27 protein-coding genes are annotated in these 25,894 nt (G+C 46.6%); 14 read left to right on the top strand and 13 right to left on the bottom strand.

The window, feature by feature from the left end; all coding sequences use genetic code 11:
• Window positions 1–33: 33 nt before the first annotated feature.
• The 4 genes from HP401_RS05820 to HP401_RS05805 all read left to right on the top strand — a co-directional run bounded on the left by HP401_RS05820 (window position 34) and on the right by HP401_RS05805 (window position 3,675).
• Window positions 34–645 (top strand): TetR/AcrR family transcriptional regulator, encoded by a 612-nt coding sequence (locus tag HP401_RS05820; RefSeq protein ID WP_173604394.1) that lies wholly within the window; start codon window positions 34–36, stop codon window positions 643–645.
• Window positions 642–1,832, top strand: coding sequence for an HlyD family secretion protein (locus HP401_RS05815; RefSeq protein WP_173604393.1), 1,191 nt, complete (start codon window positions 642–644; stop codon window positions 1,830–1,832). Before HP401_RS05820 ends, HP401_RS05815 begins: the two co-directional genes overlap by 4 nt.
• A complete protein-coding gene (locus HP401_RS05810; RefSeq protein WP_173604392.1) occupies window positions 1,822–3,000 on the top strand; it encodes an ABC transporter permease in 1,179 nt (392 codons plus the stop codon). Before HP401_RS05815 ends, HP401_RS05810 begins: the two co-directional genes overlap by 11 nt.
• A 162-nt stretch (window positions 3,001–3,162) precedes the next feature.
• Window positions 3,163–3,675, top strand: coding sequence for a YpuI family protein (locus tag HP401_RS05805; protein WP_064203299.1), 513 nt, complete (start codon window positions 3,163–3,165; stop codon window positions 3,673–3,675).
• A gap of 79 nt (window positions 3,676–3,754) precedes the next feature.
• Here the strand turns inward: HP401_RS05805 and HP401_RS05800 are convergent, their stop codons facing one another.
• The 5 genes from HP401_RS05800 to HP401_RS05780 all read right to left on the bottom strand — a co-directional run bounded on the left by HP401_RS05800 (window position 3,755) and on the right by HP401_RS05780 (window position 9,301).
• Window positions 3,755–5,155, bottom strand: a complete 1,401-nt coding sequence (locus HP401_RS05800; RefSeq protein ID WP_012685813.1) for a S8 family peptidase — start codon at window positions 5,153–5,155, stop codon at window positions 3,755–3,757.
• Window positions 5,156–5,240: 85 nt separating this feature from the next.
• Window positions 5,241–6,011 (bottom strand): Cof-type HAD-IIB family hydrolase, encoded by a 771-nt coding sequence (locus tag HP401_RS05795; RefSeq protein WP_173604391.1) that lies wholly within the window; start codon window positions 6,009–6,011, stop codon window positions 5,241–5,243.
• Between the two features lie 112 nt (window positions 6,012–6,123).
• Window positions 6,124–7,239, bottom strand: a complete 1,116-nt coding sequence (locus tag HP401_RS05790; RefSeq protein WP_064203302.1) for an ABC transporter ATP-binding protein — start codon at window positions 7,237–7,239, stop codon at window positions 6,124–6,126.
• Between the two features lie 112 nt (window positions 7,240–7,351).
• A complete protein-coding gene (locus HP401_RS05785) occupies window positions 7,352–8,359 on the bottom strand; it encodes a PucR family transcriptional regulator (protein WP_173604390.1) in 1,008 nt (335 codons plus the stop codon).
• Window positions 8,360–8,401: 42 nt separating this feature from the next.
• On the bottom strand, window positions 8,402–9,301 hold the full coding sequence (locus HP401_RS05780) for a metallophosphoesterase (protein ID WP_173604389.1): 900 nt from the start codon (window positions 9,299–9,301) through the stop codon (window positions 8,402–8,404).
• Window positions 9,302–9,463: 162 nt separating this feature from the next.
• On the opposite strand from HP401_RS05780, the gene acsA reads away from it, so the two are divergent.
• Window positions 9,464–11,179 carry an acetate--CoA ligase gene (gene acsA / locus HP401_RS05775; protein ID WP_173604388.1) on the top strand — a complete coding sequence of 572 codons (1,716 nt, stop codon included), beginning with the start codon at window positions 9,464–9,466 and terminating at the stop codon, window positions 11,177–11,179.
• A gap of 49 nt (window positions 11,180–11,228) precedes the next feature.
• On the opposite strand, the gene HP401_RS05770 is transcribed toward acsA, so the two are convergent.
• The 3 genes from HP401_RS05770 to HP401_RS05760 form a co-directional block, all read right to left on the bottom strand.
• Complete coding sequence (locus HP401_RS05770; RefSeq protein WP_173604387.1) at window positions 11,229–12,242, bottom strand: cation diffusion facilitator family transporter; 1,014 nt, start codon at window positions 12,240–12,242, stop codon at window positions 11,229–11,231.
• Window positions 12,243–12,269: 27 nt separating this feature from the next.
• Complete coding sequence (locus tag HP401_RS05765; protein WP_173604386.1) at window positions 12,270–13,310, bottom strand: flavin-containing monooxygenase; 1,041 nt, start codon at window positions 13,308–13,310, stop codon at window positions 12,270–12,272.
• 143 nt (window positions 13,311–13,453) lie between these two features.
• Complete coding sequence (locus tag HP401_RS05760) at window positions 13,454–13,843, bottom strand: ArsR/SmtB family transcription factor (RefSeq protein WP_012685821.1); 390 nt, start codon at window positions 13,841–13,843, stop codon at window positions 13,454–13,456.
• Window positions 13,844–14,095: 252 nt separating this feature from the next.
• On the opposite strand from HP401_RS05760, the gene HP401_RS05755 reads away from it, so the two are divergent.
• The 4 genes from HP401_RS05755 to HP401_RS05740 are packed head-to-tail and all read left to right on the top strand — an operon-like array spanning window position 14,096 to window position 17,973.
• On the top strand, window positions 14,096–15,022 hold the full coding sequence (locus HP401_RS05755; protein ID WP_483862058.1) for a permease: 927 nt from the start codon (window positions 14,096–14,098) through the stop codon (window positions 15,020–15,022).
• 10 nt (window positions 15,023–15,032) lie between these two features.
• Complete coding sequence (locus HP401_RS05750) at window positions 15,033–16,025, top strand: TIGR03943 family putative permease subunit (RefSeq protein ID WP_173604385.1); 993 nt, start codon at window positions 15,033–15,035, stop codon at window positions 16,023–16,025.
• A 16-nt stretch (window positions 16,026–16,041) separates the two neighbouring features.
• Window positions 16,042–16,494: a GNAT family N-acetyltransferase gene (locus tag HP401_RS05745; RefSeq protein WP_173604384.1), complete on the top strand. Its 453-nt coding sequence runs from the start codon at window positions 16,042–16,044 to the stop codon at window positions 16,492–16,494.
• A gap of 24 nt (window positions 16,495–16,518) precedes the next feature.
• A complete protein-coding gene (locus HP401_RS05740) occupies window positions 16,519–17,973 on the top strand; it encodes a M1 family metallopeptidase (protein ID WP_254457010.1) in 1,455 nt (484 codons plus the stop codon).
• An 86-nt stretch (window positions 17,974–18,059) separates the two neighbouring features.
• Here HP401_RS05740 and HP401_RS05735 read toward each other — a convergent pair whose 3' ends face one another.
• The 3 genes from HP401_RS05735 to HP401_RS05725 form a co-directional block, all read right to left on the bottom strand.
• Window positions 18,060–18,464: an SET domain-containing protein gene (locus tag HP401_RS05735; protein WP_012685826.1), complete on the bottom strand. Its 405-nt coding sequence runs from the start codon at window positions 18,462–18,464 to the stop codon at window positions 18,060–18,062.
• A gap of 81 nt (window positions 18,465–18,545) precedes the next feature.
• Window positions 18,546–19,193: a response regulator gene (locus tag HP401_RS05730; protein WP_012685827.1), complete on the bottom strand. Its 648-nt coding sequence runs from the start codon at window positions 19,191–19,193 to the stop codon at window positions 18,546–18,548.
• On the bottom strand, window positions 19,190–19,996 hold the full coding sequence (locus HP401_RS05725) for a sensor histidine kinase (protein WP_173604383.1): 807 nt from the start codon (window positions 19,994–19,996) through the stop codon (window positions 19,190–19,192). The genes HP401_RS05730 and HP401_RS05725 overlap by 4 nt, the downstream gene beginning before the upstream one ends.
• A 108-nt stretch (window positions 19,997–20,104) precedes the next feature.
• On the opposite strand from HP401_RS05725, the gene thiD reads away from it, so the two are divergent.
• Window positions 20,105–20,899 carry a bifunctional hydroxymethylpyrimidine kinase/phosphomethylpyrimidine kinase gene (gene thiD, locus HP401_RS05720; RefSeq protein WP_064199742.1) on the top strand — a complete coding sequence of 265 codons (795 nt, stop codon included), beginning with the start codon at window positions 20,105–20,107 and terminating at the stop codon, window positions 20,897–20,899.
• Window positions 20,900–20,965: 66 nt separating this feature from the next.
• Here thiD and HP401_RS05715 read toward each other — a convergent pair whose 3' ends face one another.
• Window positions 20,966–22,297 (bottom strand): DUF4179 domain-containing protein, encoded by a 1,332-nt coding sequence (locus tag HP401_RS05715; RefSeq protein ID WP_173604382.1) that lies wholly within the window; start codon window positions 22,295–22,297, stop codon window positions 20,966–20,968.
• A 5-nt stretch (window positions 22,298–22,302) separates the two neighbouring features.
• A complete protein-coding gene (locus HP401_RS05710) occupies window positions 22,303–22,848 on the bottom strand; it encodes a sigma-70 family RNA polymerase sigma factor (protein ID WP_173604403.1) in 546 nt (181 codons plus the stop codon).
• A 107-nt stretch (window positions 22,849–22,955) separates the two neighbouring features.
• On the opposite strand from HP401_RS05710, the gene HP401_RS05705 reads away from it, so the two are divergent.
• The 4 genes from HP401_RS05705 to HP401_RS05690 all read left to right on the top strand — a co-directional run bounded on the left by HP401_RS05705 (window position 22,956) and on the right by HP401_RS05690 (window position 25,861).
• Entirely contained in the window at window positions 22,956–23,183 is a 228-nt protein-coding gene (locus tag HP401_RS05705; RefSeq protein ID WP_012685832.1) for a hypothetical protein, read from the top strand.
• A gap of 73 nt (window positions 23,184–23,256) precedes the next feature.
• On the top strand, window positions 23,257–24,330 hold the full coding sequence (gene splB, locus HP401_RS05700; RefSeq protein WP_012685833.1) for a spore photoproduct lyase: 1,074 nt from the start codon (window positions 23,257–23,259) through the stop codon (window positions 24,328–24,330).
• Between the two features lie 154 nt (window positions 24,331–24,484).
• Window positions 24,485–25,126 (top strand): deoxynucleoside kinase, encoded by a 642-nt coding sequence (locus HP401_RS05695; RefSeq protein WP_173604381.1) that lies wholly within the window; start codon window positions 24,485–24,487, stop codon window positions 25,124–25,126.
• 42 nt (window positions 25,127–25,168) lie between these two features.
• The gene (locus tag HP401_RS05690; RefSeq protein ID WP_048032347.1) at window positions 25,169–25,861 is read left to right on the top strand and encodes a deoxynucleoside kinase; all 693 of its coding nucleotides are present in this window, start codon (window positions 25,169–25,171) and stop codon (window positions 25,859–25,861) included.
• Window positions 25,862–25,894: the final 33 nt, after the last annotated feature.

The raw sequence follows: 25,894 nt of genomic DNA, 5'->3' as shown, positions 1-25,894 counted from the left end.
GTCAGTTCAAAAGATCGAAAGGGGACAGGAGTGATGGCACCATCCAAAAAAGATCAAATTGCAAACGGAGCTTTAACCGCATTTGCCCAATTGGGTTATAGCGAAACGACCATGGATGCAATCGCGGAAATGGCACAGGTGGCAAAAGGAACCCTCTATTATCACTTTTCCACAAAGGAAGAGCTGTTTTTGTACGTGATAGAAAAAGGCGTGAAGATGCTGATTTACCATGTAGATCATGTAATGCAGAATGAAGAGCTTTCCTTGGAGGATCGTATTCTGAATGTGCTGGATGAGCATCTTCGCTTCTTTTCCGAGAATCAAGATTTGTGTTTCCTGTTGCTGAGTGCGTTCTCAGGAGATGGACAACGCGACAGGATGGTTGGCAATCTGCTAGGTGGCTATTTCAGCACGATGGAGTCACACATGCTAGAACTGCAGCGGCAGGGGTATATCCGGGCGGATATCGATATTCGCACACTCGCTTCCTCGTTGTTTGGCATGGTTGGTTTTACCGTACTTCGCAAGCAGTTTCGCAAAGAGCCAGTGAACAGTGCTGCAGATAAACAGACACTTCGTTATTTGCTGTCAGGAATGTTCCAAAATAGTCTAGAGAAATGTAAAACAAGAGGAGAAGACAGATGAACAAACGTGCATGGATCGGTGTAGGTGGCTTTGTAGTGAGTATTGCAGTACTTGGAAGCGTATTGTTTGGTTCGAATGTGAGTAGCATGGCTGGTCAGAATACAACGAAATTAGCAGGTGTAATCGAAGGAACAGAGGTCGACCTCTCTTTTAAAATGGGTGGTTCCATCGAACAGCTCTCCCTGAAAGAAGGAGACGAAGTAAAGGCAGGGCAAGTAGTTGCCACGCTAAGCAGCGCGGAAATCCTTGCGAAGAAGGAACAGGCTGAAGCTGCTTACAAGCTCTCACTCGTCAAGCTTGATCAGGCGAAAAAAGGAGTATCAGTGACAGATAGCTCCAGCAATGCCCAAGTCGACCAAGCAAAAGCAGTAGTCAACTCGGCGCAAGCGCAGCTTGACGCGAACAGAAATGGAGCGCGTTCAGAAGAAATCACGCAGCTCAAAGCGAAATTACAAGCAGCACAAACTTCGAATCAAATTGCCGCGACGAATTTGGAACGAATGAAGAAATTAATGGCGGAAGGTGCCGTTCCACAAGTGAAAGTGGAAGAGGCGCAGATGCAAGCAGATAAAGCCCAAGCGGAGTTTAAAGCAGCAGAAGAGCAGTTGAAAATGGCTCAAACTGGATCGCGCAAAGAGCAGGTCGATGCCGCACAAGCACAACTGGATCAAGCAAAAGCTGCATACAACCAAGCGGTAGCAGGGAGAGGTCAAGTAGGCTTGAAGGAGCTGGATGTTAAATCCGCAGAAGCGAACGTCATGCAGGCAAAAGGTGCACTGGCTGAAATGGAAGCCTATGTGAACAACACCAAGCTGACAGCTCCAGTAGACGGTATTGTAAAAGCAGTTGCCGTTCAAAAGGGAGAGCTGGTTTCGCAAGGCTTCACTGTATTGACGATCCAAACAAAATCAGACAACTATGTCAAATTTTATGTAAATGAATACATGCTTTCGAATGTGAAAACAGGCGATCAAGTGAAATTGTTTGTCCCAGCCCTGAACAGAGAAGTAGACGCCAAAGTGGTTACTGTAGCTCCTGCTGCTGACTTTGCCGTAAAAAAAGCGACACAAGAACTCGGTGATCGTGACATTCGTTCCTTCCAGGTGAAGCTATTGGTGTCCGATTCGGAATTGCGTCCAGGTCTGACGGTTGAGTGGCAACTTGAAGGAGCTGGTAATGGTGAATAGTTTCTCTCACCTGTTCTGGAGCGAATGGAAAAATCTTTTTGCAAACAAAACCATTCGGAATATTCTTTTCCTCGTTCCACTGATTTATTTGACGATGTTCGGCTTTCTGTACAGTGAGAAAAAAGTGATGGAGATCCCTACTGTGATGGTGGATGCCGATCAAACCGAATTGAGTCGTGAGCTCTACCGCGCCTTTGAGGTCGATCATACATTTCGGATCACGTCAGTCGTAGGAACAGAAGAAGATGCAATGAAGTTGGTTGACAAGGGCGAAGCAAATATCGCCCTGATCATACCTGCTGGATTAGAAAAGGATGTAAAGGCTGGGAGAGAGGCAGAGGTACTGACTGTTATCGACGGCAGTAACATGATGATTTCGAATACGGCAGTTCGAGCAGCGAATACAGCAATTAAGTCTGTTTCAGCAGGAACCACGCTGAAGAAGATGGAAGCAATTGGCGGATGGGGAGAAAAAGGGAAAAACATGTTTACGGGTATCGACTATCGATACAGAGTGTTGTACAACCCGACCTTCAGCTATCTGTCCTTCATGGTATTTGGTCTTGCAGGTACAGTGCTTCAGCAGGTGTTGTTCCTTGGAATTGTATTGTCCGTGGCCCAGCAAAAAGAAGAGGGGACCTGGAAGGATACACTCTCTCGTCATAGCTTCTTCGCGATCACGGCGAGCAAATTGTTGCCGTACTTTCTGGCAGGAACCCTCAACATGTTCCTGGCGTTTACACTGATGTTAAAAGGTTTTAATATCCCTTACTACGGAAGTACGTTTGATCTAATGCTACTGGCTAGCATGTTCAACTTGGCGGTGTTGGCTATTGGGTATGCCATCTCCTTTGTGTCCAGCAGCCAGCTCCAAGCTACTCAGATCGGGATGATGATTGCAGTCCCTTCTTTCATGCTATCGGGTTATACTTGGCCAATCATGTCGATGCCAACAGGGATTGCTGCGATTGCAAAATCTTTGCCGCTGACCTATTTCTTGGGTGGTGTAAGGGAAATTTTGTCGAAGGGACACGGGTTGTCATCTGTCATGAATGACATCATGGTTCTCGGTTTCATGACACTCATCGGGGTGTTCGCAGCCTATGTCATTTATTTGTTGCAGATAAGGAAAAGTAAGGGGAAAGTTAGAGAACAAACGGCGGCATGAGTGGAAGGATTTGGCTGCGCCAGAGTGATGGCGTAGCCTTATTTTTGTTTACAAGGATCTTGTTTGGCAGTCAAGTTGTATAAAAATAAACCTTGTGTAATAAATAATCTCTCCTTTATACTTATTATAAAAAAGCAGATTCTTCAACACTAGGGGGACTTTATGTCAGCGACTCATCTAAAGCAATTGTGCGAGGAGACGTACACCAAGTTGAAAAAGGTCAGCATGGAAGTAGAACGTTTTTTGAATCAGGTTACCTTATCTGGTCTTGTATCCGCATCAGGTGATCCTGAAGAATTTGAAACGTATTACCGTAACTATCTTTCCGACTTGCGCCACCTTTTAGTCTACTGCGAAAATGCATACGAAAGGCTGGGAGTATCACTCCGACGCGCACGATTTCATGAGGAGTTTGCCGAGGAAGTATTGTATCAGGTATACCATAGCTGTATAAATAACTTCTATTACCCCAAAGGTGAGGTTTACGAAGAAGATGGTCGGTTGGCCTATACGGGTCAGGACTGTATCATTTTTCGCAAGCAGGTCGTCCCTGAGTTGCAGCAGTTGACCTTATCCTTGTCCAGAGTGTTCGAACAGTTGCGTAATGATTTGCAGTATTACGAGACAGACTACATAGCGAAAAAACAAATGCAACAAGAAAAAGCACGAGCTTAAAAAAGCCGTGCCTCTATATAAACGGAAAAAGGTGGAATGGACCACCTTTTTTATTTTTGAGCTTTTTTGCTCACTAATCTTATTGCGCACCAAAACGCAGACGTTGAAAAAATTTATTGAGCAAGCCGCCGATTGTTTTTGGAGGCTGTTCCGTTTTGACTTCCTCGACCGGCTGGGCTTGACGAAGGGCCTGATTCACATTGATCATACCGTACCCATATAACTGATCGTGACCCGGAGCTCCGAGGTCAGTTGCAGAATGTCTTATGAGATTCATTACGTCTCGGGTGTTCATATCGGGATGAACGGACCGGATGAGTGAAGCGAGTGCAGCGACGTGAGGACAAGCCATCGAAGTACCTGATAGCGAGGCATAGTCGCTGTAAATGTACGTGCTCGGAATATCAACCCCAGGAGCAGATACATCTACATAATCACCAAAGTTGGAAAAATCCGCGCGTTCTTTACGGTGGTCGACAGCGGCAACGGCGAGGACTTCATCATAGGCCGCAGGATAACTAGGCTGATCGCTCGCATCGTTTCCGGAAGCAGCGACTAATACGACATTATTATCAAAAGCATAGCGACAAGCTTCCCGCAGAGCAGCAGAGGAGGTGTAGTTGCCTACGCTCAAGTTGATGACATCTGCTCCGTTATCGGTTGCCCAATAAATCCCGTGTGCAATGTCTACAGCTGATCCCGAGCCGTCTGCGCCAATGGCTTTAACCGGCATGATCTTACTATTCCAGGACATCCCGGCAATGCCATCTCTGTTATTCGTTTTCGCTGCTATGACACCAGATACGTGGGTTCCATGACCATTATCATCCTGAGGTTTGTTACTGCCATCCAAAACGTTATAGCCTTTGACCAGCTTTCCAGCAAATTCTGGATGCTTCATATCCACACCTGTATCGACGACTGCTACGATAACATCACTGCTACCTTCGCTGACATCCCAGCTTTTCTCCATGCCGATTAGAGGAAGATTCCATTGATATTCCTTGTAATACGGATCGTTTGGCTTCACGTTCGGGAGTAAGAGGTAATTTGGCTCTGCAAATACGGAGTCAGGATGTTCAGCCAGTTTTTTCATGAGCTGCTTGGTAGTCATGCTCTTTGATTTGATGATGAGAAATTTGTCAAAGTCGCGCTTGATCTTGGCATCCAAAGAGGAAACAAGCTGATCAATTTTTTCTTGCTTGGGACGAGGGGAAAAGCGCACGACGACTTCATTCTCTACATAATGACTGCGGTCACGTTGGTTATGATGAAGCGTTTGGATATGGCTTTTTTTCTCCAGGTCACGACGAACGTCTTTTACCTGTTCAATGTAGTTAATCCGTGGAATTCTCGCCTGAACAGATGTCACGCGGGGATGAGGTTCGCGCATTTCCTGTTCTGCATGCTGATTCATCCGATACGGGACAACGACGAGACCGACCAAGGCAATAGCGGCAACAAAAGGCCAGACGCGCAAAAAAACTCACTCCCTCCAGTGCTGTTATCTATATCGTGCACATGAAGGGAGTGTTTATGAAGGAAATAGCTTACAGTTAACGTGATTAGATTAAACCAAGCTTTGCTAAACCATGTTGGATGCCATTGTCGTTTACGTGGCGCGTAATCATATTGGCGAACGGCTTCAATTCATCATGAGCATTCCCCATCGCAACTCCCATGCCAACATAGGAGAGCATCTCTTTATCATTCAACCCGTCTCCAAAGGCAACAGCATCCGCCGGAGTCAGTCCAAAATGTTTTAAGACAGCTTCAATTCCTTTTGCTTTGGAGCCGTTCGGGGGCAAAATATCCATGCAGTGTTCATGCCAACGAATATATGAGACGTCATGGAATTCACCCGTGTATCTCGATTCATCTGCGCCACAGTAGAGAAATGCCTGATAAATCGGCGTTTCCTCCCAGTAGCGATGGCGATACGCTGGGTGTTCCAGTCCCAACCAATCAAAAGACTCGATGATATGTGGGTGGTCCATTGCATTGGCATAGAAGTGATCTGCACTCAAAAATACCATCGGATGGGAATGACCCTCAGCCATTTGTTCGAGCTTTGCCAATGTATCTGTCGCAATTGGCGTGTGCTGGATGATCTTCCCTTCACTCTGCACATACGACCCGTTAAAGCCCACGAATGTCTCAATGCCCAGTTGCTTAGCGATTGGCATCAAATGATAAGGAGCTCGGCCGGTTGCGATCGCGACATGGACACCGTTTTGCTTTAATGTTTGTACGGCGTCCACCGTTGTTTGTGGAATAATGTGATCGGTGTTCAGTAAGGTTCCGTCAATGTCAAAAAAGACGATTTGATAAGCCACTTCTTATCCGCTCCTCTCCACGCTCTCTCTCGTTGTTTTCTCTCTATAAAAGGTTTTGCACAAAAAAATAGGAAAAGGAATGCCGGCTGGGACACTCCTTTTCATTTCGCTATTAGAATACTGCTACTTCTGTCTCGCTGTCAAATACATGACATTTGGCAAGATCCATCGCTAGTTTTACCTTCATCTTTGGTTTTAGCGCTTCACGAGAATCCACGCGCGCCACCATCTGGGTATTCCCGATATTGTGGAAATAGACGTACAATTCGGAGCCCATGTTTTCTACGACTTCAACTTCTGCTTCTAGTGTGCTCTCAAATGGATTTGCTTCCATAAAAGAAGCGTCGCTGTAAATATCCTCCGGGCGGATTCCAAAAATAACCTGCTTATTTACATAACCTTTTTCCCGTAAAGTCTTGGCTTTATCTTCTGGGAAGCGTACATGAATATTTTGCGCATCAAAATAGAGTGCTCCGTCTTTCTCGGAGAGATTCCCTTTCACGAAGTTCATCGCAGGGGAGCCGATGAAGCTCGCGACAAACAGATTGACTGGATGATTGTAGATTTCAGTCGGGGTTGCCACCTGTTGGATAAGACCGTCCTTCATGACGACGATTCGGTCTCCCATGGTCATGGCTTCCGTTTGATCGTGCGTCACATAAATGATCGTGGTATTCAAGCGTTGATGCAGTTTCAAAATTTCCGTGCGCATTTGTACACGCAGCTTTGCATCGAGGTTGGACAACGGTTCATCCATCAAAAATACTTGCGGCTCACGCACGATCGCACGACCCAGTGCGACACGCTGTCTTTGCCCCCCGGATAGCGCTTTTGGCTTGCGGTCTAGCAAATGCGAAATATCGAGGATTCGCGCTGCATCTTGAATGCGCTTATCAATATCGGATTTGGAGAATTTGCGCAATTTCAGGCCGAAAGCCATATTTTCGTATACATTCATATGCGGATAGAGTGCATAGCTTTGAAACACCATGGCGATGTCGCGATCTTTGGGAGCTACATCGTTGACGCGGCGATCGCCTATGTATAAATCACCTTCCGAAATCTCTTCCAGACCTGCAATCATGCGCAGCGTGGTAGATTTTCCACAACCAGATGGTCCGACGAGAACGAGGAATTCGCGATCTTGAATTTCCAAGTGAAAATCGTCAACTGCCGTAACGTTGTTTCCATATCGTTTATAAATGTGGGAAAGACTTACCTTTGCCATGAAAAAGGCACCTCCTCGGGATTGTGAAGAGAGAAAATTCTTGGATGACTATAAGGGTAGGGTACCAATTCACTTGCAGGTTGGATATGGACAGTATATACAAAATGTTTTGTTAATTTTGACGAAAGAGAAGGTAGAGCTGTAGCAAGACGGCATCAGGAAACAATCGCGGGTCTAATCCGGTTTGTTCCGTCAGCTTGTCCAATCGATACAACAGTGTATTCCGGTGAAGGAAAAGCTGTCGTGCTGTATCGCTTACATTCAATTGTCTGGTGAACAACGTGTCTAATGTTTCCAGTTGTTCATCTGTCATGTGCGGAACAGTTATGACAGCAGACAGCTCGTTTGCGAGAGCGGCTGCTATTTCTTTGGGGAGAGAAGCTGCCCATCGTTCTAGCGGATAAGACCAATCTCCAGCGACCATCATTTGTGGCCGATAGGCTTGAAGGGCACGAGCTAGTGATAATTGCCGTAAGAGAGTGTCGCCCAATGCAAGTGGACTCGTGATTGGCGATCCGACAACAAGGCGAACGGGTTCCATCCATTCCATCGAAATCAGATCATGTAGGCCAAATGCCCACTCTAAAAGCTCTGAGGCCGTTTTTTGATGATCGAGCATGGAGACAGGAACGATGAGAAGCGCATGTGTTTGTGTTAACGGAATGAAATCGGGTACGCCTTCAAAAAAATCATGCAGCAAGAGCTGCAAAAAATCCCATTCGCCCTTTCGATCCGGTCTGCATCGCTCTAATAAAAAGGAGACGCGCGCTTCTTTCCACGGCCATTTTGCTTCCAGCTGAGCAGGGATGGCAACAGGGGAGCCGGAGACCATGCTTGAAAGCCAATTGGCTATCTGTTTTGGGAGGGGAAGCGTTGCTGGATCATCCAAATGAGGAAAAATCAGATCCAACAACGCTCGGGCTGAAGTATGCCAAGATGCCGTTTCGATAAGGATCATTGTCATCACATCGTTGCTCGAATGGATGGCAACTTGCTCCCAGCCTTTTTGTACCCAATCCTGCTGAGCCTGCGCTGCTTCTGTTTGTGAGACTTGTACATATTCAATAGGTAAATTCGTAGCTTGTCGGATGTGCTCGACATCTCTCTTCCAATTTTCCACAAGGTGACCCCCATCTCGACACGAAAGTAAGACTATTATACCTTAGTCGAGGGCGAGCACGGCAGCGGTTTCTTGAAGAGCCAGAGCTGGAGCGGCTATCTCATGAAGTGGAGTATTACTGCCCAGTACATGCAAGGTGATCTCGGGGCGGGAACGCAGACGGATGTTTACCCCTGTTTGCCCCAGGCCCTCGCTGATGTAAAAGGGTCGACCATCCATCTCGTGAAGACCTTTTACGATATTTTGCTTCGGAAGTTTCCCCATCTTTACGAGATGAAAGGGGCGAGGCCAATGGATCTGTCCTCCGTGAAAATGCCCTGACAACAAATAATCGTAAGCATACTCCTTCATGTGCAAAACTATATTAGGATCATGAGTCAAGACGAGCCTTGCTCCTGTCTCGGGAACTCCGAAGAAAGACTTGGCCAGGTTGCTATGGCGCGTGCTGAAATCATCCACACCAATAAGGTGCAGGGGCTGCCCCTTGTGATAGATCGTTTCATTTTCGTTGACAAGAACACGACAGCCAATTCGTTCCAACTCTGATTTTAACTGTGCAAGCTTGAAAGGGGTAAGCACGTAGTCGTGATTACCAAAAACTACATAAGTTCCGAGTGCCGGCTGTAATTGCTGAAGACATTGCACAAAAGCAACTGCCTTCGGAATGTTTTTGTCGCGGTCGAGCAAGTCTCCGGTAATCGCAATCAGGTCTACCTGACGCTGCGAAAAGTCATCGACAATGCGCTGGGGCAATACAGATAAGTTTTCCATGTGCAAATCAGACAAATGCAAGATCGAAATCGGCTCAAAATCATGCGGTTGTTGAAGGTGCCGGGATTTTTGCAAGGTTATTGCTACTTCCTTTATTTGAACATCGAATGTATTGCGATAGGCCCGAAAAAGCAACAAAGCGATAGCGCCAAGTAAAAGAAACCAGATCATCAAGGTCAGCCATCTCCTTTGCGGTAAGAATACTGTTCATTATACAAGAAAAAGTTCGCAATCGAATAAGTAGGTTCTGGCAGGAGGAATTACGCAAAAAATGTAGAAATATTATGAATGTTGCGTAGTGAGAAAAACGATGTAGAGTGGGAGAGTGAAGACATGAACGTTGAGAAAATTCCTGCAACGGAAGGCCCTTATAATCTGAAAAATTATGACGAAACATATGCGAATTTTGATTGGGCAGATGTGGAGAAGCAATTCTCTTGGTATGAAACCGGGAAAGTGAACATGGTGTATGAAGCCATTGATCGACATCTCGCTACTGATCGGAAAGACAAAATTGCTTTGATGTACAGCAATGCGACGAGAGACGAGACCTATACTTTCGCGCAATTAAGCGAATTATCCAATAAATTCGGGAATGTTTTGCGGAATTTGGGCATTGTAAAAGGAGACCGCGTTTTCGTCTTTATGCCGCGTTCGCCGGAGCTTTATGTAAGCGTTTTAGGCACAATCAAGGTTGGCGCAATTATAGGACCGCTGTTCGAAGCGTTCATGGAAGCCGCTGTGCGTGATCGCTTGGAAAATAGCGAAGCCGTTGCGATCGTTACGACACCTGCACTATTGCCACGCATACCCGTTAACGACCTGCCTGCCTTAAAACATGTGATTGTTGTAGGTGCAGAAGAGGAGCTAAAAGAAGGTCACATCCGCTTTGAAAAAGCGATGGAAGAAGCCTCCACCGAGCTGGAAATCGAATGGGTTGATCGTGAGGATGGAATGATCCTCCATTACACGTCAGGTTCAACGGGTAAGCCAAAGGGTGTTCTGCATGTTCACAATGCCATGATCCAGCACTACCAAACTGGGAAATGGATTCTCGACTTGCAAGAGGATGATATTTATTGGTGCACAGCCGATCCTGGCTGGGTAACGGGTACTTCTTATGGCATTTTTTCACCTTGGTTGAACGGAGCAACAATTGTTGTACGTGGCGGACGTTTCACTCCGGAAGACTGGTATAAAGTCATTGAGAAGAACAAAGTATCGATCTGGTTCAGTGCTCCCACTACGTTCCGTATGTTCATGGGGGCAGGGGATGAACTCGTCAAGCAATTTGACTTATCCAGTCTGCGTCACGTCCTGAGCGTTGGAGAACCGCTAAATCCGGAAGTCGTTCACTGGGGCATGCGCGTGTTTAATCAACGCATTCATGACAACTGGTGGATGACGGAAACAGGTGCTCAGCTGATTTCTAACTATCGCTGTATGGCGATCAAGCCTGGATCGATGGGTAAGCCGTTCCCAGGTATATATGCAGCGATTATTGACGACCGTGGAAATGAGCTGCCACCGAATCGAATGGGGAATCTGGCAATCCGTACAGGTTGGCCAGCTATGATGAGACAAATCTGGAACAACCCAGCGAAGTACGAAGAATACTTCAGCATCCCAGGCTGGTATGTATCCGGGGATTCTGCATACAAGGACGAAGAAGGCTACTTCTGGTTCCAAGGCCGTATTGATGACGTGATCAATACTTCCGGTGAGCGAGTCGGCCCGTTTGAAGTAGAGAGCAAGCTCGTGGAGCATCCAGCAGTAGCCGAAGCGGGCGTCATTGGTAAACCAGATCCGGTTCGTGGTGAAATTATCAAAGCATTCATCGCGCTGCGAGCTGGGTATGAGCCAAGTGAAGCGTTAATGGAAGAAATTCGCAAGTTTGTGAAAGAAGGACTGGCTGCACATGCTGCTCCTCGTGAAATCGAATTCCGTGACAAGTTGCCAAAAACGCGTTCCGGAAAAATCATGCGCCGCGTCTTGAAAGCGTGGGAATTAGGTCTACCAACTGGTGACCTATCTACGATGGAAGATTAATCACAAGAAGAACCATCTCTCGAAAATGCCGGGAGATGGTTTTCTTTTTTTAGGAATGGCTATGTTGTTTATGAGCATGCGGATGGTCGTGGTCGTGCTCATGGTTATGATCGTGATCGTGCGAATCGGATGTTGCCTGGCAATGTAAGTCACCATGTAGAGTAGAGGAGTTCTCAATCTGGATGGTAGCGTGTGTAATGCCGAAATCTTTTTCCAAAAGACTTAGAGCGTCATTTAACACAGGGTAGCTGGGCAAATCGTCCTCGACAACCAGATGGCATGTAAGGGAATCAAATCCGGAAGTAACCGTCCAAATGTGCAGGTCATGCACTTTGATAACTCCAGGCAGCTGACTGAGTGACTCTTCCACTTTTGTTGTATCCAGGCGTGAAGGGGCGCCTTCCAGCAAAATATTGACGGATTCTTTCGTTACACGCCATGCGCTCAGCATGATCAGGACTGCCACGACGATACTGATGATCGGGTCGGCAATGTACCAGCCAAAAGCCCACATCAGGATACCACCAACAATTGCCCCGACAGAACCGAGAAGATCGCCGAGAACGTGGAGATAGGCACTGCGTACATTGACGTTGTTTTTGGTATCGCCACGCATGAGTACCATGGCTGCAGCAATATTCGCCAAGAGTCCGACTGTGGCGATGATGATCATGGAGCCACTGGCAACCTCAGGCGGATTCCACATGCGTTGGAACCCTTCCCAGAAAATGAACAAGGAAATCAGTACAAGTGTCACACCATTGGTCAGTGCAGCCAAGATTTCAAAACGTTTCAATCCGAATGTTCTCTTTGCAGAAGGTGGTCGTGCAGCAAAATGAACAGCGATTAAGCTCAATAGAAGTGCTAATGCATCGCTCAACATATGCCCAGCATCAGAGAGCAACGCCAAACTATTGGTGAGGAAGCCCCCGATGGTTTCTACAACCAGAAATACAGCAATGATGAGGAAAGAAATGAGAAGAGCTCGTTTACTGGCTCCTTTTCCATGATGATGGTGATCGTGATCGTGTCCATCTCCATGATCGTGATGATGAAAGCCCATGATAGAATCCTCCTTCTAGAAAATAATTTATAAATGTTCCACTAGATAAAGGGCGTCTTTTCCTACGCCGCCCATAAGCGCTGACGCCCTCGTATGCTGCCATGGAAGTCCGAGAAAGGATAGGCCAGGCACTTTTGTGATACCCCGAAGATGAATGGGTCTGCCTTTCGAATCAAGCACATCTGGAATACTCAGCCAATCGTAGTTTGGTCGAAAGCCAGTGGCCCACAATACGTTATTGACTGTTGCCTCTGTTCCATCTGCAAAATAAACGGTACGCCCATTAACCTGTACGGTTCGAGAAACCAACCGCAATGCTCCTGAGCGAGAGAGCTCGCGCACCTGGTTTTTGTAGCCGAATATCGGATCGGGTGAGTTGCGCATTTTCTTGCCGATCCAGGTGGAGTGGGGAGCATCGAGTAATCCAAATGTCTTCATGTAATCAAATATAGGTTTTCCAAATATGAAGTTTGGCAAATAAGAGCGTGATTCTCCCTGTGAAAAAATAACGGGTCGATGAGCGGCGAGCTCTACCGCAATTTGTGCCCCAGAGTTGCCGCTGCCAACAACAAGGACCGGGCCGTCGATAAGCTGGCTCTCATTCTTGTACTGCGAAGTGTGCAGTTGATGAACGGTGTGGTCCAAGCTGTTCGCAATATCTGGGATAAACGGCGTATGAAATGGCCCTGTTGCAATGACGACTTGCTTCGCGTGGAGCAGACGATCTTGTGTCCGTACTTGGAAGCGGAAACCAATTTTGCTGAGCTCCATAACAGTCGTACCAAGCATGACAGGCAATTCGAAATGTTTGGCGTACAATTCTAGGTAGTCTGCCGCTTCATCCTTGCTTGGGAGCGTATTCTGCTCTCCGGGAAATGTAAGACCAGGTAGTTGATTATGTTTACGTGGTGTAAAAAGCACCAGCGAATCGTAGCGTTGCCGCCAACTGTCCCCGATCCGTTGGTTTTGCTCCACGATGACAAAACGGCGATTTTTACGCTTGAGTGCATATCCGAGAGCAAGTCCTGCCTGCCCCCCGCCAATTACGATGACGTCATAGTCGTTCATGATTCGGGCCTTCTTTCTGGTAATTGATTACCTAAATCATACCATATTCATTATTATATTCAAGTAATTGTTTGAATGTTTTTTGAAAATCAGCAAAAAAGGCCGCCACTATTAGTGACGGACCTGTTTAAAAGCCAGTGGATTTACGGTTTTGATTGCCTCAATTCGGCAGCATGCTCAATACCACACATGATTAAATGGCGGACATGATCGTCATCGAGTGAGTAATAGACGAGCTTGCCACTTTTGCGGTATCGGGCGAGACCCATGTTTTTTAACAAGCGCAGATGGTGAGAAGTATTGGGGATCGAACTATTGATGGTTGCTGCGACATCACAAACGCATAGTTCTCCTTCAAGTGCCAGCGCGTAAATAATTTTTGCTCGCGTATCGTCTGCGAGAGCCTTGAAGAGAGGGGCGACACCATCCGTTTCCGTCATTCTAGGCCGAAGCCTGTTTACTTTTTCTTCATCGATCGTCTGGACTTCACAAACCTCAAGATCAGTGGGAATGCGCTGGATGTCTTCGCTCACTTCATTCACCCCGAACCGTACGATTTTTCACCATTATAAGACGGATACAGGGGGAAGGGAAGGCTGGACAACCTGTTGATTTTGTAAAAATGTAAAGGACAAGAAGGAAAAATAGGTGTCTGTATATAAATAGGAATGATACCTATTTACAAAATGAGAGGAGAGAACTCCCGCTTGATTCTGAAGATTCGCCAATTTTTAGTTGAAATAATCGGGGCGCTTCTGCTTGGTCTAGGTGTCGTTTGGTTAACGATGGGAAGTGACAGCAGCTTGTTTTCCGGTTGGAGCATAAAGTGGTCCCCTTTATGGCTTGATGTGAAAACCTTTTTCCTTAGTATTTGGCTGGAAGCAATTCCGTTTGTCCTCTTGGGTGTATTCTTTTCGGCATTTATCCAGACGTTTGTGACAGAAGAGCAGGTGAGGCGTTGGACACCGAAGCATCCACTCGTGGCCCTGCCGTTTGCCGGGTTGCTCGGATTTTTGTTCCCTGTCTGTGAATGTGCCATTATCCCTGTGGTTCGTCGCTTGATTCAAAAAGGGATGCCGCTGTCAGTCGGGATTGTTTTTTTATTGGCGGGACCGATTGTGAATCCCGTTGTTTTGTCATCGACCTATGTCGCTTTCGCCCGTCAGCCGGAAATGGCTCTCTATCGGGGCGTTGCGGGATTCGTTGTTGCGCTCATAGTGGGCATGCTTGTCTTCTTGTTTGTTAAAAAAAATCCGATACGGCTCGGCATGGAATCGCAAATCAGTCATGAAGCCGATCATGTAAAAGCGACGAGTGGAAAGCTGTCCTCGACATTTGCGCACGCAGTGGACGAATTTTTTGACATGGGGAAATATTTGTTGTTTGGTGCGTTTATCAGTGCACTTTTACAAGTGTACATCAGCCGGGATACGCTCATGGACATCGGTCAAACGCCCCTCACCTCCCATTTTGTCATGATGGGGATGGCGTATTTGTTTTCGCTTTGTTCAGAGGCGGATGCGTTTATTGCTGCCTCCTTTTCCAATACGTTTTCAAGCAGCTCGTTGCTTGCTTTTCTGGTTTTCGGTCCCATGCTCGATTTAAAAACGACGTTGATGCTATTTGGAACGTTTCGCTTTGGTTTTGTTGTCAAGCTGGTCGTAGCTATTACGCTTTTGGTGATTGGCGTCACTATGCTTATGCCGATGTAAGGAGGAGAATATGGATCCGAATAAATTGAAGCGTCATCACATTATGCGCAGTTTGATTTTGGCGGGCATTACAGCATTGTTGGCCTATTTGATCCTGTCGGAAGCACTCAGTCACTATCTCGCACCCCGCTTGCACATGTTTAGCTATGTCACGCTCGTCATTCTGGCTCTGTTGACAATGGTCAGCATACGGCAAATTTTTGTTGGCAGTAGCGTTTACGATTGCGATTGTGAGGAGCAGCACAAAGTACCGCGTACACCCATGGGTTCCTTTTTGGTTTATGGATTGTTTGTGCTCCCCATCGTAATGGGATTTTTCATGCCGGATAAAATTCTTGGCAGTGATGTAGCGGAAAAGCGGGGGATCACGCTACTCAGCAATGATGTACGAAAGCTGGCGGATGTAACGGCGAATGCGAATGTGAATGCAACAGAGAATGTGTCGCAGACAGCAGGAGTCAAAGAAGATGCCGAGCCAAGTATAAAACCACAGCCAGAGGCTACGAATCAAGTAGCAATACCCCCGGTGCAAGCAACAGACGACGAGCAATTGCGGCAGCGATTCTCGAACGTGGGATTTGGTGACTTTTACACGGATATAGCCGTCTTTTTACATAAACAACCAGTGATTGAACTGAATGACAAAATGTTCTTGGACGGACTCACCACGATGGAGCTATATGCAAAAGAATTTGCTGGAAAAGAGCTTGAGACGATGGGATTTGTATATCGACAGCCTGATTTTACTAAGCAGCAGTTTGTCGTAGCGAGGTTCTCCGTCACCTGCTGTACAGCAGATTCCAGTGTCTATGGGGTTCTGGTGGAAAAGGAGGACGCGGACAAATGGAAAAAAGATAGCTGGGTAAAAGTACGCGGAAAGCTAGAGCTGCGTCAGGTAGAAGGATATGACATGCTTGTTCTCAAAGCCTCTCAGGTTGAAGCTGTCTCCGCTCCCAAAGATCCTTATGTGTATTACAGCTTTGAATCAGCTCCAGAAAGTTAAAAGCGGGGGAAACAAAATGATCGTGCGACTAGATTTACAGGATGAACAAACGGTACAAAAACTTTGGAACATGCAGAAAAGAGCGTATCGTGTAGAGGCGGAGTTAATTGGAACAGAAGATATTCCACCTCTGCGAGAATCAGTAGAACAACTGAGGGCATGTGGGGAAACGTTTTATGGCTACATAGAGGGAGACGAGCTGGCAGGGGCTGTTTCTTTTATGATCGAGGGGGAAACGTTGGATATTCACCGAATCATTGTCGATCCTATTCATTTTCGCAAGGGAATCGCGAGTCAATTGCTAGCCTCTGTCCACGAGCATGGTTGCAGCAGGATCGTCGTAGCAACTGGTTCCTTGAATGAACCGGCTGTTCGATTGTATGAAAGACGTGGGTTTACCTTGACGGATAAAAAAGAAGTGAAGCTCGGTCTTTGGCTATCTTTTTTCGAGAAAACGATTCGACGATAAGGAGAGAGGTTGGGAGGGTTTACGTTGATATCGATTAGGAAGGAAATCAAGTGGCAACAGCGTTTGCTCAAGGCCACGACAATGGCTTCCTTGTTGGCTTTGGTCCTCGGTGGATATGGGAGTGGCTGGTGGATGCCAGAACGGGTAAGGGCGCAGTCTCCTGCGGTGGGGAAGATAGACGACTTCACAGCCAAGCCTATAGCAGATGGCAGTAAAGGCTCGTACGACCTGAAGTTTGAGATGTCGCCAGAAGGAAAGTTTACCGCTGAGGCCAAGATCACCGTTGAAAATCGTTCCAAGGACGAATGGGATCAGCTGATCTTTTATTTCCTGCCTAATGCATTTATAAAAGAGAACAAACCTCCATTCTTCGAGGACGCAGCCGAAGTGAAAATTCGTGACGTCAAACTGGATGGTGTGAATGTGAAGTATCAGCTGACGGGTGATACGCTTGCCATCGCACTTGCCGATAAGCTAGCGCCAAATGAGAATCGAGAGGTAACCGTAAAATATGCGTTTACCGTTCCGAGAAAAGGACTGCGCTTTGACCGTACGGAAAATGGCTTTCATTTGGCGCAAGCATATCCGATGCTAGCTACCTACCAGGGGAAAGACGGATGGAATAAGAAGCCGTACTCGCTTCGAGGCGAATCTTATCATACGAGCCATGCGGATTTTTCTATTTCGTACCGCTTGCCGAAAGGGTATACCGTTATTAGCTCGTCTGATCAGGATAAGGAATCGAGCAGTCAGAGCGGTAATATAAATGTGAAAAATACGAAGGAAGTATTCATCGCAGTTGTAAAAGGAATGCGTAGTATAAGCAAAACGGTCAAAGGTGTCGAGCTTCGGGTATGGGGAAAGGAAGCAGACAAGGAAGCGATCACAGTCGCCCTGCAAGCTGCGGAAAAATCGTTTGAACAATTCACGGATAAATTGGGGCCGTATCCCCATAAACAACTCGATATCCTGCTGGATGAAACCGCAAGTATGGAATATCCTGGCGTGGTGACGGTCGGACACATGGGGAGTGTGGACCCTGATTTAAGTCACACCGTGGTGCACGAGATTGCTCATCAATGGTTCTATGGAGTGGTCTCAAATGATCCGTTCCATCACGCCTGGTTGGACGAAGGAATAACAGAGCTTGCCACGACGCTCTATTTTTACGATGTTGAGAAAAAAGGGGATGCCAGCTTTTATTTTGCTGAACAAGCTGACGCGACCCAATCGGTTTCCAATCTGCCGCTGGATGAGTTTGGCAAGGGACCGATCGTGGGTCCGGTGTACGGTCAGCCTGTAAAAGAGCTATGGAAGCTGATTACAACATATGGCGATGCGACGGATGGCTGGGAGTTTTTGCAAGCGTATTATCAGACGTACGCCTACAAACAGGTGGATACGCCTGAGTTTGTTCGTTTTGCCACAGCGTATTTTCCAGTGAATGAACAGTACTTTGCGAAATGGCTGCGTTTATAGTACGCCCCTTTACACAGAACAACCCGGATAACGGCACTTTTTTCAAGTGTCAGTTTCCGGGTTTTCCTTCTTTTTAAGGCGTACGCTTATTTGGTATCATCTGTTTCTTTCTGTTGGTCTTCATAAAACCAGAGAGGATCATCGCAATCTTCATCGCCATTGTAATTGATTAAAATTTCTTCACCCGCTTGAATGTCCGTATACGCATAAAAGTCAAACGTGTGGTTGTCGAAGTTAATCTCATACGTGGCATTTGGCGTGTAGGAATGATTAAATAGCATGCCATACCCTAACAAGAAGGCTGTATGATTTGCACCGTACTCAAATGCATAATCCGCGAGCAAGGTTTTCTCGATATGCTCATGCTCTTCGTTCAAATAGGGCAGCACGGGCGCTTCATGAATCAGGTCGCCTTTTCTGATATCTTGCGTTGCAAATACACCTCTATTTAATTCTCCATTGCTAAGTTTGGAGGTCTTGACTTCGATCATGCGGATCACCTGCATTTCTTATGTCTGTGGAAAACGTATCTTTCTAAGGATGACAGTTGATTGAGCAGAAAGCAATGTTTTTTATTTGATAACCAAATGATGGCGAACCGCATAAGCAGCGAGCTGGACGCGATTAGCCAATTGCAGCTTCTCGAGAATGTTTTTCAGGTGGTTTTTCACAGTGTTTTCTGCGATGATCAGCGCTTCGCTTATTTCCCGATTTGTTTTTCCGGCTCCCACATACATGACGATCTCTCGCTCTCGCGGGGTCAGAACAGCTGGTACCATTTCATCCGTCGCCTCTTCTTGACGGAAGCGGTACATGAGCCGGGTTGCCATTTCGCGGGTCAACTCACTGTCCTCGCCGAGCAAGGCATGCAAGTAGTTAATCCAGTCGTCAGGCTCTAAATTTTTCAGCAAGTAACCTTGGGCACCGAATTGAATGGCCGTGATCAGGTCAGCAACGTCATCGGAGACGCTGAGAATGACGACTTTGATGTGCGGGTATGCTTTCTTGACCTCACGGGTCGCTTCGAGTCCGCTCCATTTCGGCATGTTGATGTCCATGAGCACAAGGTCCGGCTGTATTTGTCCGCATAGGAGAAAGGCTTCCTCGCCATTTTGTGCTTCTCCGATGACTTCAAAAGAGGGATCGGGATCAAGCAGGCTGCGAATGGCCATACGAGCCATCGGGTGGTCGTCGGCGATCAATACACGGTAAGCGTTCATAGTGTTTTTCCTCCTGAATGAAAAGATAAGCGGATGATCGTACCGCCTGCCGGTCGTAACTGAATGTCGATGGATGCGTTCAACTGGCGTGCTCGCTCGCGCATCATGGACAGACCGTATTTTTTCGTATCGGGAAAAGGGTTAGAAATCCCAATGCCATCGTCCTCAACGGAGAGAACCCAACCAGTTGGTTCATCTGTCGTGAGGTGAATCCACGAATGCTTGGCCTGAGAATGCTTGCGAATGTTTGCAAAAGCTTCCTGGATGATCCCGAACAGTTGCACCTCTGCGGTGGGAGTAAAAAAGCCGTCTTTGACATGTAATTCGCTTGCAACGTCGATTCCAGATAAAGCGCTCCATTGCGCCAGCCATTTCTCAAGGCGCTGATCCAGACTGCCTTCTTCTGGCAATGAGCGCAAGTTAAAGATGGCTTGCCGCACATGATTGTCGATGGCAGATACAGCGATCCGTGCATCGTCCAAGTGTCCCTGCTTCAGCTTTACGTTGAGGAAGAATAGAGACTGGGCAATCCCGTCGTGTAATTCGCGGGCAAGGCGTTCCCGCTCCTCATAAACAGCGCGACGAGCTTGTTCCTCGATAATTCGTGCATTCATTTGTTTAAGGGTGTGAAACATCCAGGTAGCGAATAAAAAAGAGAGAAGGAGCGTCAAGAGGGTAATGTACACATTTCCGGCTTCCATAGACATATAGGGCAGCAGAAAGTCGTGACGGATGAATTCAAAACCCCCGATGATGATGGTTGGAATCAAAAAGGTCAACCAATAAAAAATTCGATAGGACATGCAGATGCCTCCTTGCATGACTGTTGGCAAACATTCCTTTAGTATACCGAATGGGACGAGCGGATGGTATACTCAGGTGAGAAAAGGTGGAAAGCAGGAGGGAATATCATGAGCACGATTGCGAAAGCATTGACGATAGCGGGTTCAGATAGCGGTGGGGGAGCTGGGATTCAGGCAGATCTGAAAACCTTTCATCAACACGGTGTGTACGGAATGAGTGCGATCACAGCAATCACTGCACAAAATACATTGGGCGTAGCAGGTGTGTATCCATTGCCGACAGAGGCAGTTGCCCAGCAAATGCATGAGGTGCTGCGTGATCTTGGCGCTGACGCGGCGAAAACGGGCATGCTGTTCAATGCTGATATCATTCGTGCTGTTGCGGAAGAGCTCAAGGCATTTGGCCTGAAAAAGTTGGTGGTAGACCCGGTGATGATCGCCAAGGGAGGGTCAAAACTACTGCTGGATGAGGCGATCGTTGCATTGAAAACAGAGTTGCTACCGCTGGCGGAAGTCGTTACACCGAACTTGCCGGAAGCAGAATGCTTGACTGGCATGAGAATCGAGACGACAGACGAGATGCGCGAAGCGGCAAAAGCGATACATGCGTTAGGCGCTCGCAATGTCCTGATGAAGGGTGGACATATGCAAGGGGACGTTGTCGTTGATATTTTATTCGATGGTACAGCATTCCATGAAATATCCCACGAGCGTATTCATACACGCCATACGCACGGCACAGGTTGTACGTTCTCAGCGGCTCTTACAGCAGAGTTAGCCAAAAATACACCTCTCATCACTGCGGTTGAAAAAGCAAATCGCTTTATCTTCGAAGCTATTAAGACTGCTCCGCAATTGGGTGGCGGGCATGGGCCGACCAATCACTGGGCGGTTGTAGATTGATTTGACGAATCAAAAAATGAATGCCCCACAGCGATGCCGTACAAACAATCGCTGAAGGGGCATTTTTTATTTGACTTCAATAGAAAAAGTCCCTTGAAGTCGTTCAGGATAGCTGGACAGAGGAAAGGAATAAGAAGTAGGCGTACCTTTGTTTGTTTTTCGCTTGAATAGCATGGAATAGTATTGAATGGAGTCATCATCTGTCGAGTGGGTGCTTCCTTGCACATAATCATATTTATTTCCCACGTCGTCAGTCAGGTCATACCCTAAGGAGATATGAGAGTCTTTATCTTGGGGTGGAACCTTCAAAGAAAAGTCCATACCCACCACATCATCAACTTGACGTAGTGCCGTTAATTTTAAGCGATCATTTGGCACGTTTGTTAATGTGCCTGCCTTCGCATCGATTACAATTTGCAATTTATCTTTGTCTATGGCACGAATACCATCGGCTTTGAGAATAAGGTTTTTGGGCTCTACAAAATAAATACTTTCCAGATGGTATACTCTTCGATTCTCACCGTTGTCCCGAACAGGAACGCCATTTCCCCAAAAAGCGAATGTTTCTCCTTTTTCATCTTCGAGCCTCAGCTTATCAAAATCAAATACGTGCTTTTGGTTAGCTGGATCAAAGCGAATGCTCACTTCAGTCTGAGTAGGAAAGACTGCAATTTGTTCAATCGTGAAGTGTTGACCGTCAACTTTGACATCCTTCATCACCGGATACACTTTTTTCTCAAAGGTCTTGAATTTGTTTTTATCTACAGCAAAGTCGATCAAGAGAGGAGTCTTTTGCTCGAGATTATCGATTTTTAGCGTGACTTTTGCAGTCATTGCATCGGGTATCTCAGTGGCTTCTTCGATGACAATATCAATACGATTCTGAATCACAGGCTCTTCGCTCTCCATGCTTGACCAAGCCATACCGTGTTTCCATTCTTCCCCTGTTTGGTCTAACAACTCGATCTTGTGCAAGCCTACATTTTTATCGGTGAAAGAATGCTTTAGTGTATAGAAGAGGACCATCCGTTTTTCATCGGCCAAAACTTGATCGATGGTAAACGTAACATCTTCTACTGAACCACTGGCACCAATATTTTGGACAAGATTGTGTTCTGCTGCTTTTTGTAAGCCTTTGTCATCCCGAAGAAACTCAACGATTTTCTCCATCCCAGGAATCGAGCTGACATAAGCGGCAACAGCAGGTGAAAGTCGAACGGAAAAAATAAACACGAAAATAAACAAACAGGCAACCAGACTAGACCCCACGCGTATCCACCGATTGCGGCTCCGATTTTGACGCAACTCTTTTGCTTGTTCCATTCCTCTGCGAATGTATTGATCAATCTCAGCGGGAACCATGAATGGACTCGCATTGGTTTTATCATTTTCACTCATAATGCTCACCAGCCTTTCCCGAGATCTTTGCGAAGTGCACCTAGAGCCTTGTGCAGCCATGTTTTGATGGTGCCTTCCGGATGACCGAGTACCTCTGCAATATCGCGTATCGTCCGATCTTCAAAATATTTCAAAATAATGATGTGGCGATAATTTGGACGGAGACGAGCGAGAGCCTCTTCGATTTGAATACGCTCGACATTTTGGTCGTCCATCGGGAGACTTGCACGACTTTCGACGTCATCTTCCATCGGACTCAAGATAATCCGTTTTCGATGCTTTTGCTCATCCAGACAAATATGAATAAGGATGCGGGTCAGCCATGTACGAAAATACGCAGTCTGTTTCAATCGTGCAAGCTTGAGATAGGAACGGCACGTCGCTTCCTGGATGGCCTCTAATGCATCTGTCTCGTTACGAAGAAAGGCGTAGGCGATTTTATACAGTTGATCTTTATGAAGGCTGACGAGTTGAAAAAAGGCATCATCATCCCCATTTTTTGCGCGCGAAACGAGCTGTTCCAGATTCACTTTTTCCCCCTCCTCTACCATTAGACGGTGCAGGGGCAAAAACGGTTTTCCTAAAATGTCAGCAACTTTCTTTTGTTTGAACCAATCCCCCGTCCACTGCTTACTGTAAAAGAAAGAAGTGTGTAAGGATGGGGTGCAGGTGTATGTGGATCAAATGGGTTACGATTCATGAATCGTATGGCCTCCCACGGATTGCTCAGGAATGTCGGCGTTATTTAGAAATGAAAGGAATTCGAGTCAGGCTTTTGTCCAAACAGACCAAAAAAGCAGGACATGTCTATACACTACAAGTACCGCTAGCTCAACAGGAGCAAGCAAAGGTGCTGCTACGCGATTTTAAAAACACACTGAAATAACGGGGCACAGCCATACTTCTCCTTACGTCCAGTCGAATGGTGCGGGCATACTAGGTGAGGGAGGGATGAAGGCATGGGAACGACCCTTTTGGAACGACCTGAAAAGACGGAACAAAAAGGCAGCAAGCTGTTTGTTCCGGATTATATTTTCGTGGAACCACATGCATTGAATTATCCACTTGGAAAAGAGCTGTATCAACGTTTTCAAGCAGAAGGAATTCCGATGCAGATGACGACCAGCCATAATCAGGTTCGTGGCATCCCTGGGGATACAGAAGTGGAGAAATATCGCAATGCGAAGCGGACGTTGGTCATTGGTGTACGCAAAACATTGAAGTTCGAGACTTCCAAGCCTTCCGCCGAATATGCCATTCCACTGGCTACGGGATGTGCTGCCCACTGTCATTATTGCTATTTGAACACCAATATCGGGACAAAGCCGTATGTTCGAGTGTACGTCAATACAGATGAAATTCTGGCACAGGCTGAGAAGTATATCCAGGAACGCCCGGGTGAGATCACTCGTTTTGAGGCTGCCTGTACATCCGATCCGGTTAGCATTGAGCATCTAACGGGCAATTTGAAACGAGCGATTGAGTTTATGGGCCAGCAGGAGTTTGGGCGGTTGCGCTTCGTGACCAAGTTTCACCACGTGGATTCCTTGCTGGATGCCAAGCACAACAAGCATACCCGGTTTCGCTTCAGCATGAATGCCGACTATGTCATCAAAAATTTTGAGCCAGGTACCTCCAGCTTTCATCAGCGACTAGAGGCTGCAGGGAAGGTAGCCAAGGCCGGTTATCCGCTCGGCTTTATTTTAGCGCCTTTGTATTGGTTTGAGGGATGGGAAGCAGGGTATACCGATTTACTGGAAAGACTGCGTTCGCAGTTGGTTCCCGAAGCGATGGAGGATTTGACGTTCGAGCTGATCCAACATCGTTTTACCAAGATTGCTAAAAGCTTGATCCTCCAGCGCTATCCGAAAACGAAGCTTGAGATGAAGGAAGAAGAGCGCAAGTACAAATGGGGGAAATACGGGAAAGGGAAGTACGTCTATCCCGACATCCAAGCAAAGGCTTTGCAGGCCCATTTGGAAAGTGAAATTGCCCGACTGTTTCCACAGGCTCGCGTTGAATATTTTACGTAAGAACCAGACTGCTCTTGATGAAGAGCAGTTTTTCTTTTAGAAAGAGGTGTACCAAATGATACCAAACGACACAATGCGAATGTTTTCGACAAACGCTTACATACGTGCTAGAATATGGAGTGCTCTCATTTTCTTGAAAAGGATCGAAGCATACATGAAGTCCATATTGATTACCGTTGAGGGACCTATTGGTATTGGGAAAACCTCTTTATCGCGGGAACTAAGCCGTGCCTGCAACTTGCAGCTACTGGAAGAGATCGTGTACGAAAACCCATTCCTGGGTAAATTTTATGAAAATATTGCCGAATGGAGCTTTCAACTCGAGATGTTTTTCCTCTGCAATCGTTACAAGCAGTTGCAGGATATACATTCACAGTTCCTGAATCAAGGTATCTCCGTTGTTTCTGATTACAATATTTTCAAAAATACGATTTTTGCCAAACGGACGTTACAAGGAAATAACCTACCAAAGTACCTTAAAATTTATGATATCCTAACAGAGGATTTGCCTCAGGCCCATTTAGTGATCTACATGACAGCTTCAATTGAAACCGTGATGAAGCGGATTGCGATGCGCGATCGCGAAATGGAGCGCAGCATGGATGTCACCTATATGGAGAACCTGATTGCGGATTACAACGAGTTTATGGACGCGTTTGAAAAGCATCATCCGGATACGCCTGTCATCAAATTCGATTGTGACGATTTGGATTTCGTACATAGACCAGAAGATTTGAAGTATGTACTGGATCGAATTGCACCACGGATTCAAGAGCTGATGGGACAAGAAGGATAGGGAACAAGGGAAAAGTAAGCATGGGGATAAGGAGTTGCGTACATGTCGAGGTTTCAAAACAGCACGCTTCGTGAAAAATACGGGATACCAAACAACGCAGTGATTACGATCGGCGGGACAGTAGGGGTAGGAAAATCCACCTTTACACATGCCTTGGCAGATCAGCTCGGATTTCGTGTATCTGTAGAGAAGGTTGACAATAACCCGTATTTGGGCCGTTACTATAATGATTTATCGCGTTGGGGTTTCCATTTGCAAATTTTCTTTTTGGCTGAACGCTTCAAGGAACAAAAACGGATGTTTGATTATGGCGGCGGTTTTGTCCAAGATCGCTCCATCTATGAGGATACCGGGATTTTTGCCCGTATGTTGTACGAGCAAGGCAACATGACAGAAGAAGATTACCGCACTTATACAGAGCTTTTTGAAGCGATGGTCATGACGCCTTACTTCCCGCATCCAGATATTTTGATCTACTTAGAGGGAAGCTTCGATGATATTATTGGTCGCGTAAAAGAGCGCGGGCGTCCGATGGAGCAACAAACGCCGGTGGATTACTGGCAAGATTTGTTTGGCCGCTATGATAGCTGGATTGCTTCCTTTACTTCCTGTCCGATTTTGCGGGTCAATATTAACGAATACGACGTTGTGGATGACCCATCTTCGGTAGAGAGCATTATTGCGCGGGCTGCTGAAAAAATTCGGCTTGGACGAGCTACCCGCTTTTCATCATAAAGATCCTATACCATAACAGAGCACCCCTGCATT

The sequence above is a fragment of the Brevibacillus sp. HB2.2 genome, from assembly GCF_013284275.1.
Lineage (GTDB): Bacteria > Bacillota > Bacilli > Brevibacillales > Brevibacillaceae > Brevibacillus > Brevibacillus brevis_D.
Note: the sequence above shows the minus strand (reverse complement) of the source record. Positions and strands in the feature narration are given on the sequence as shown.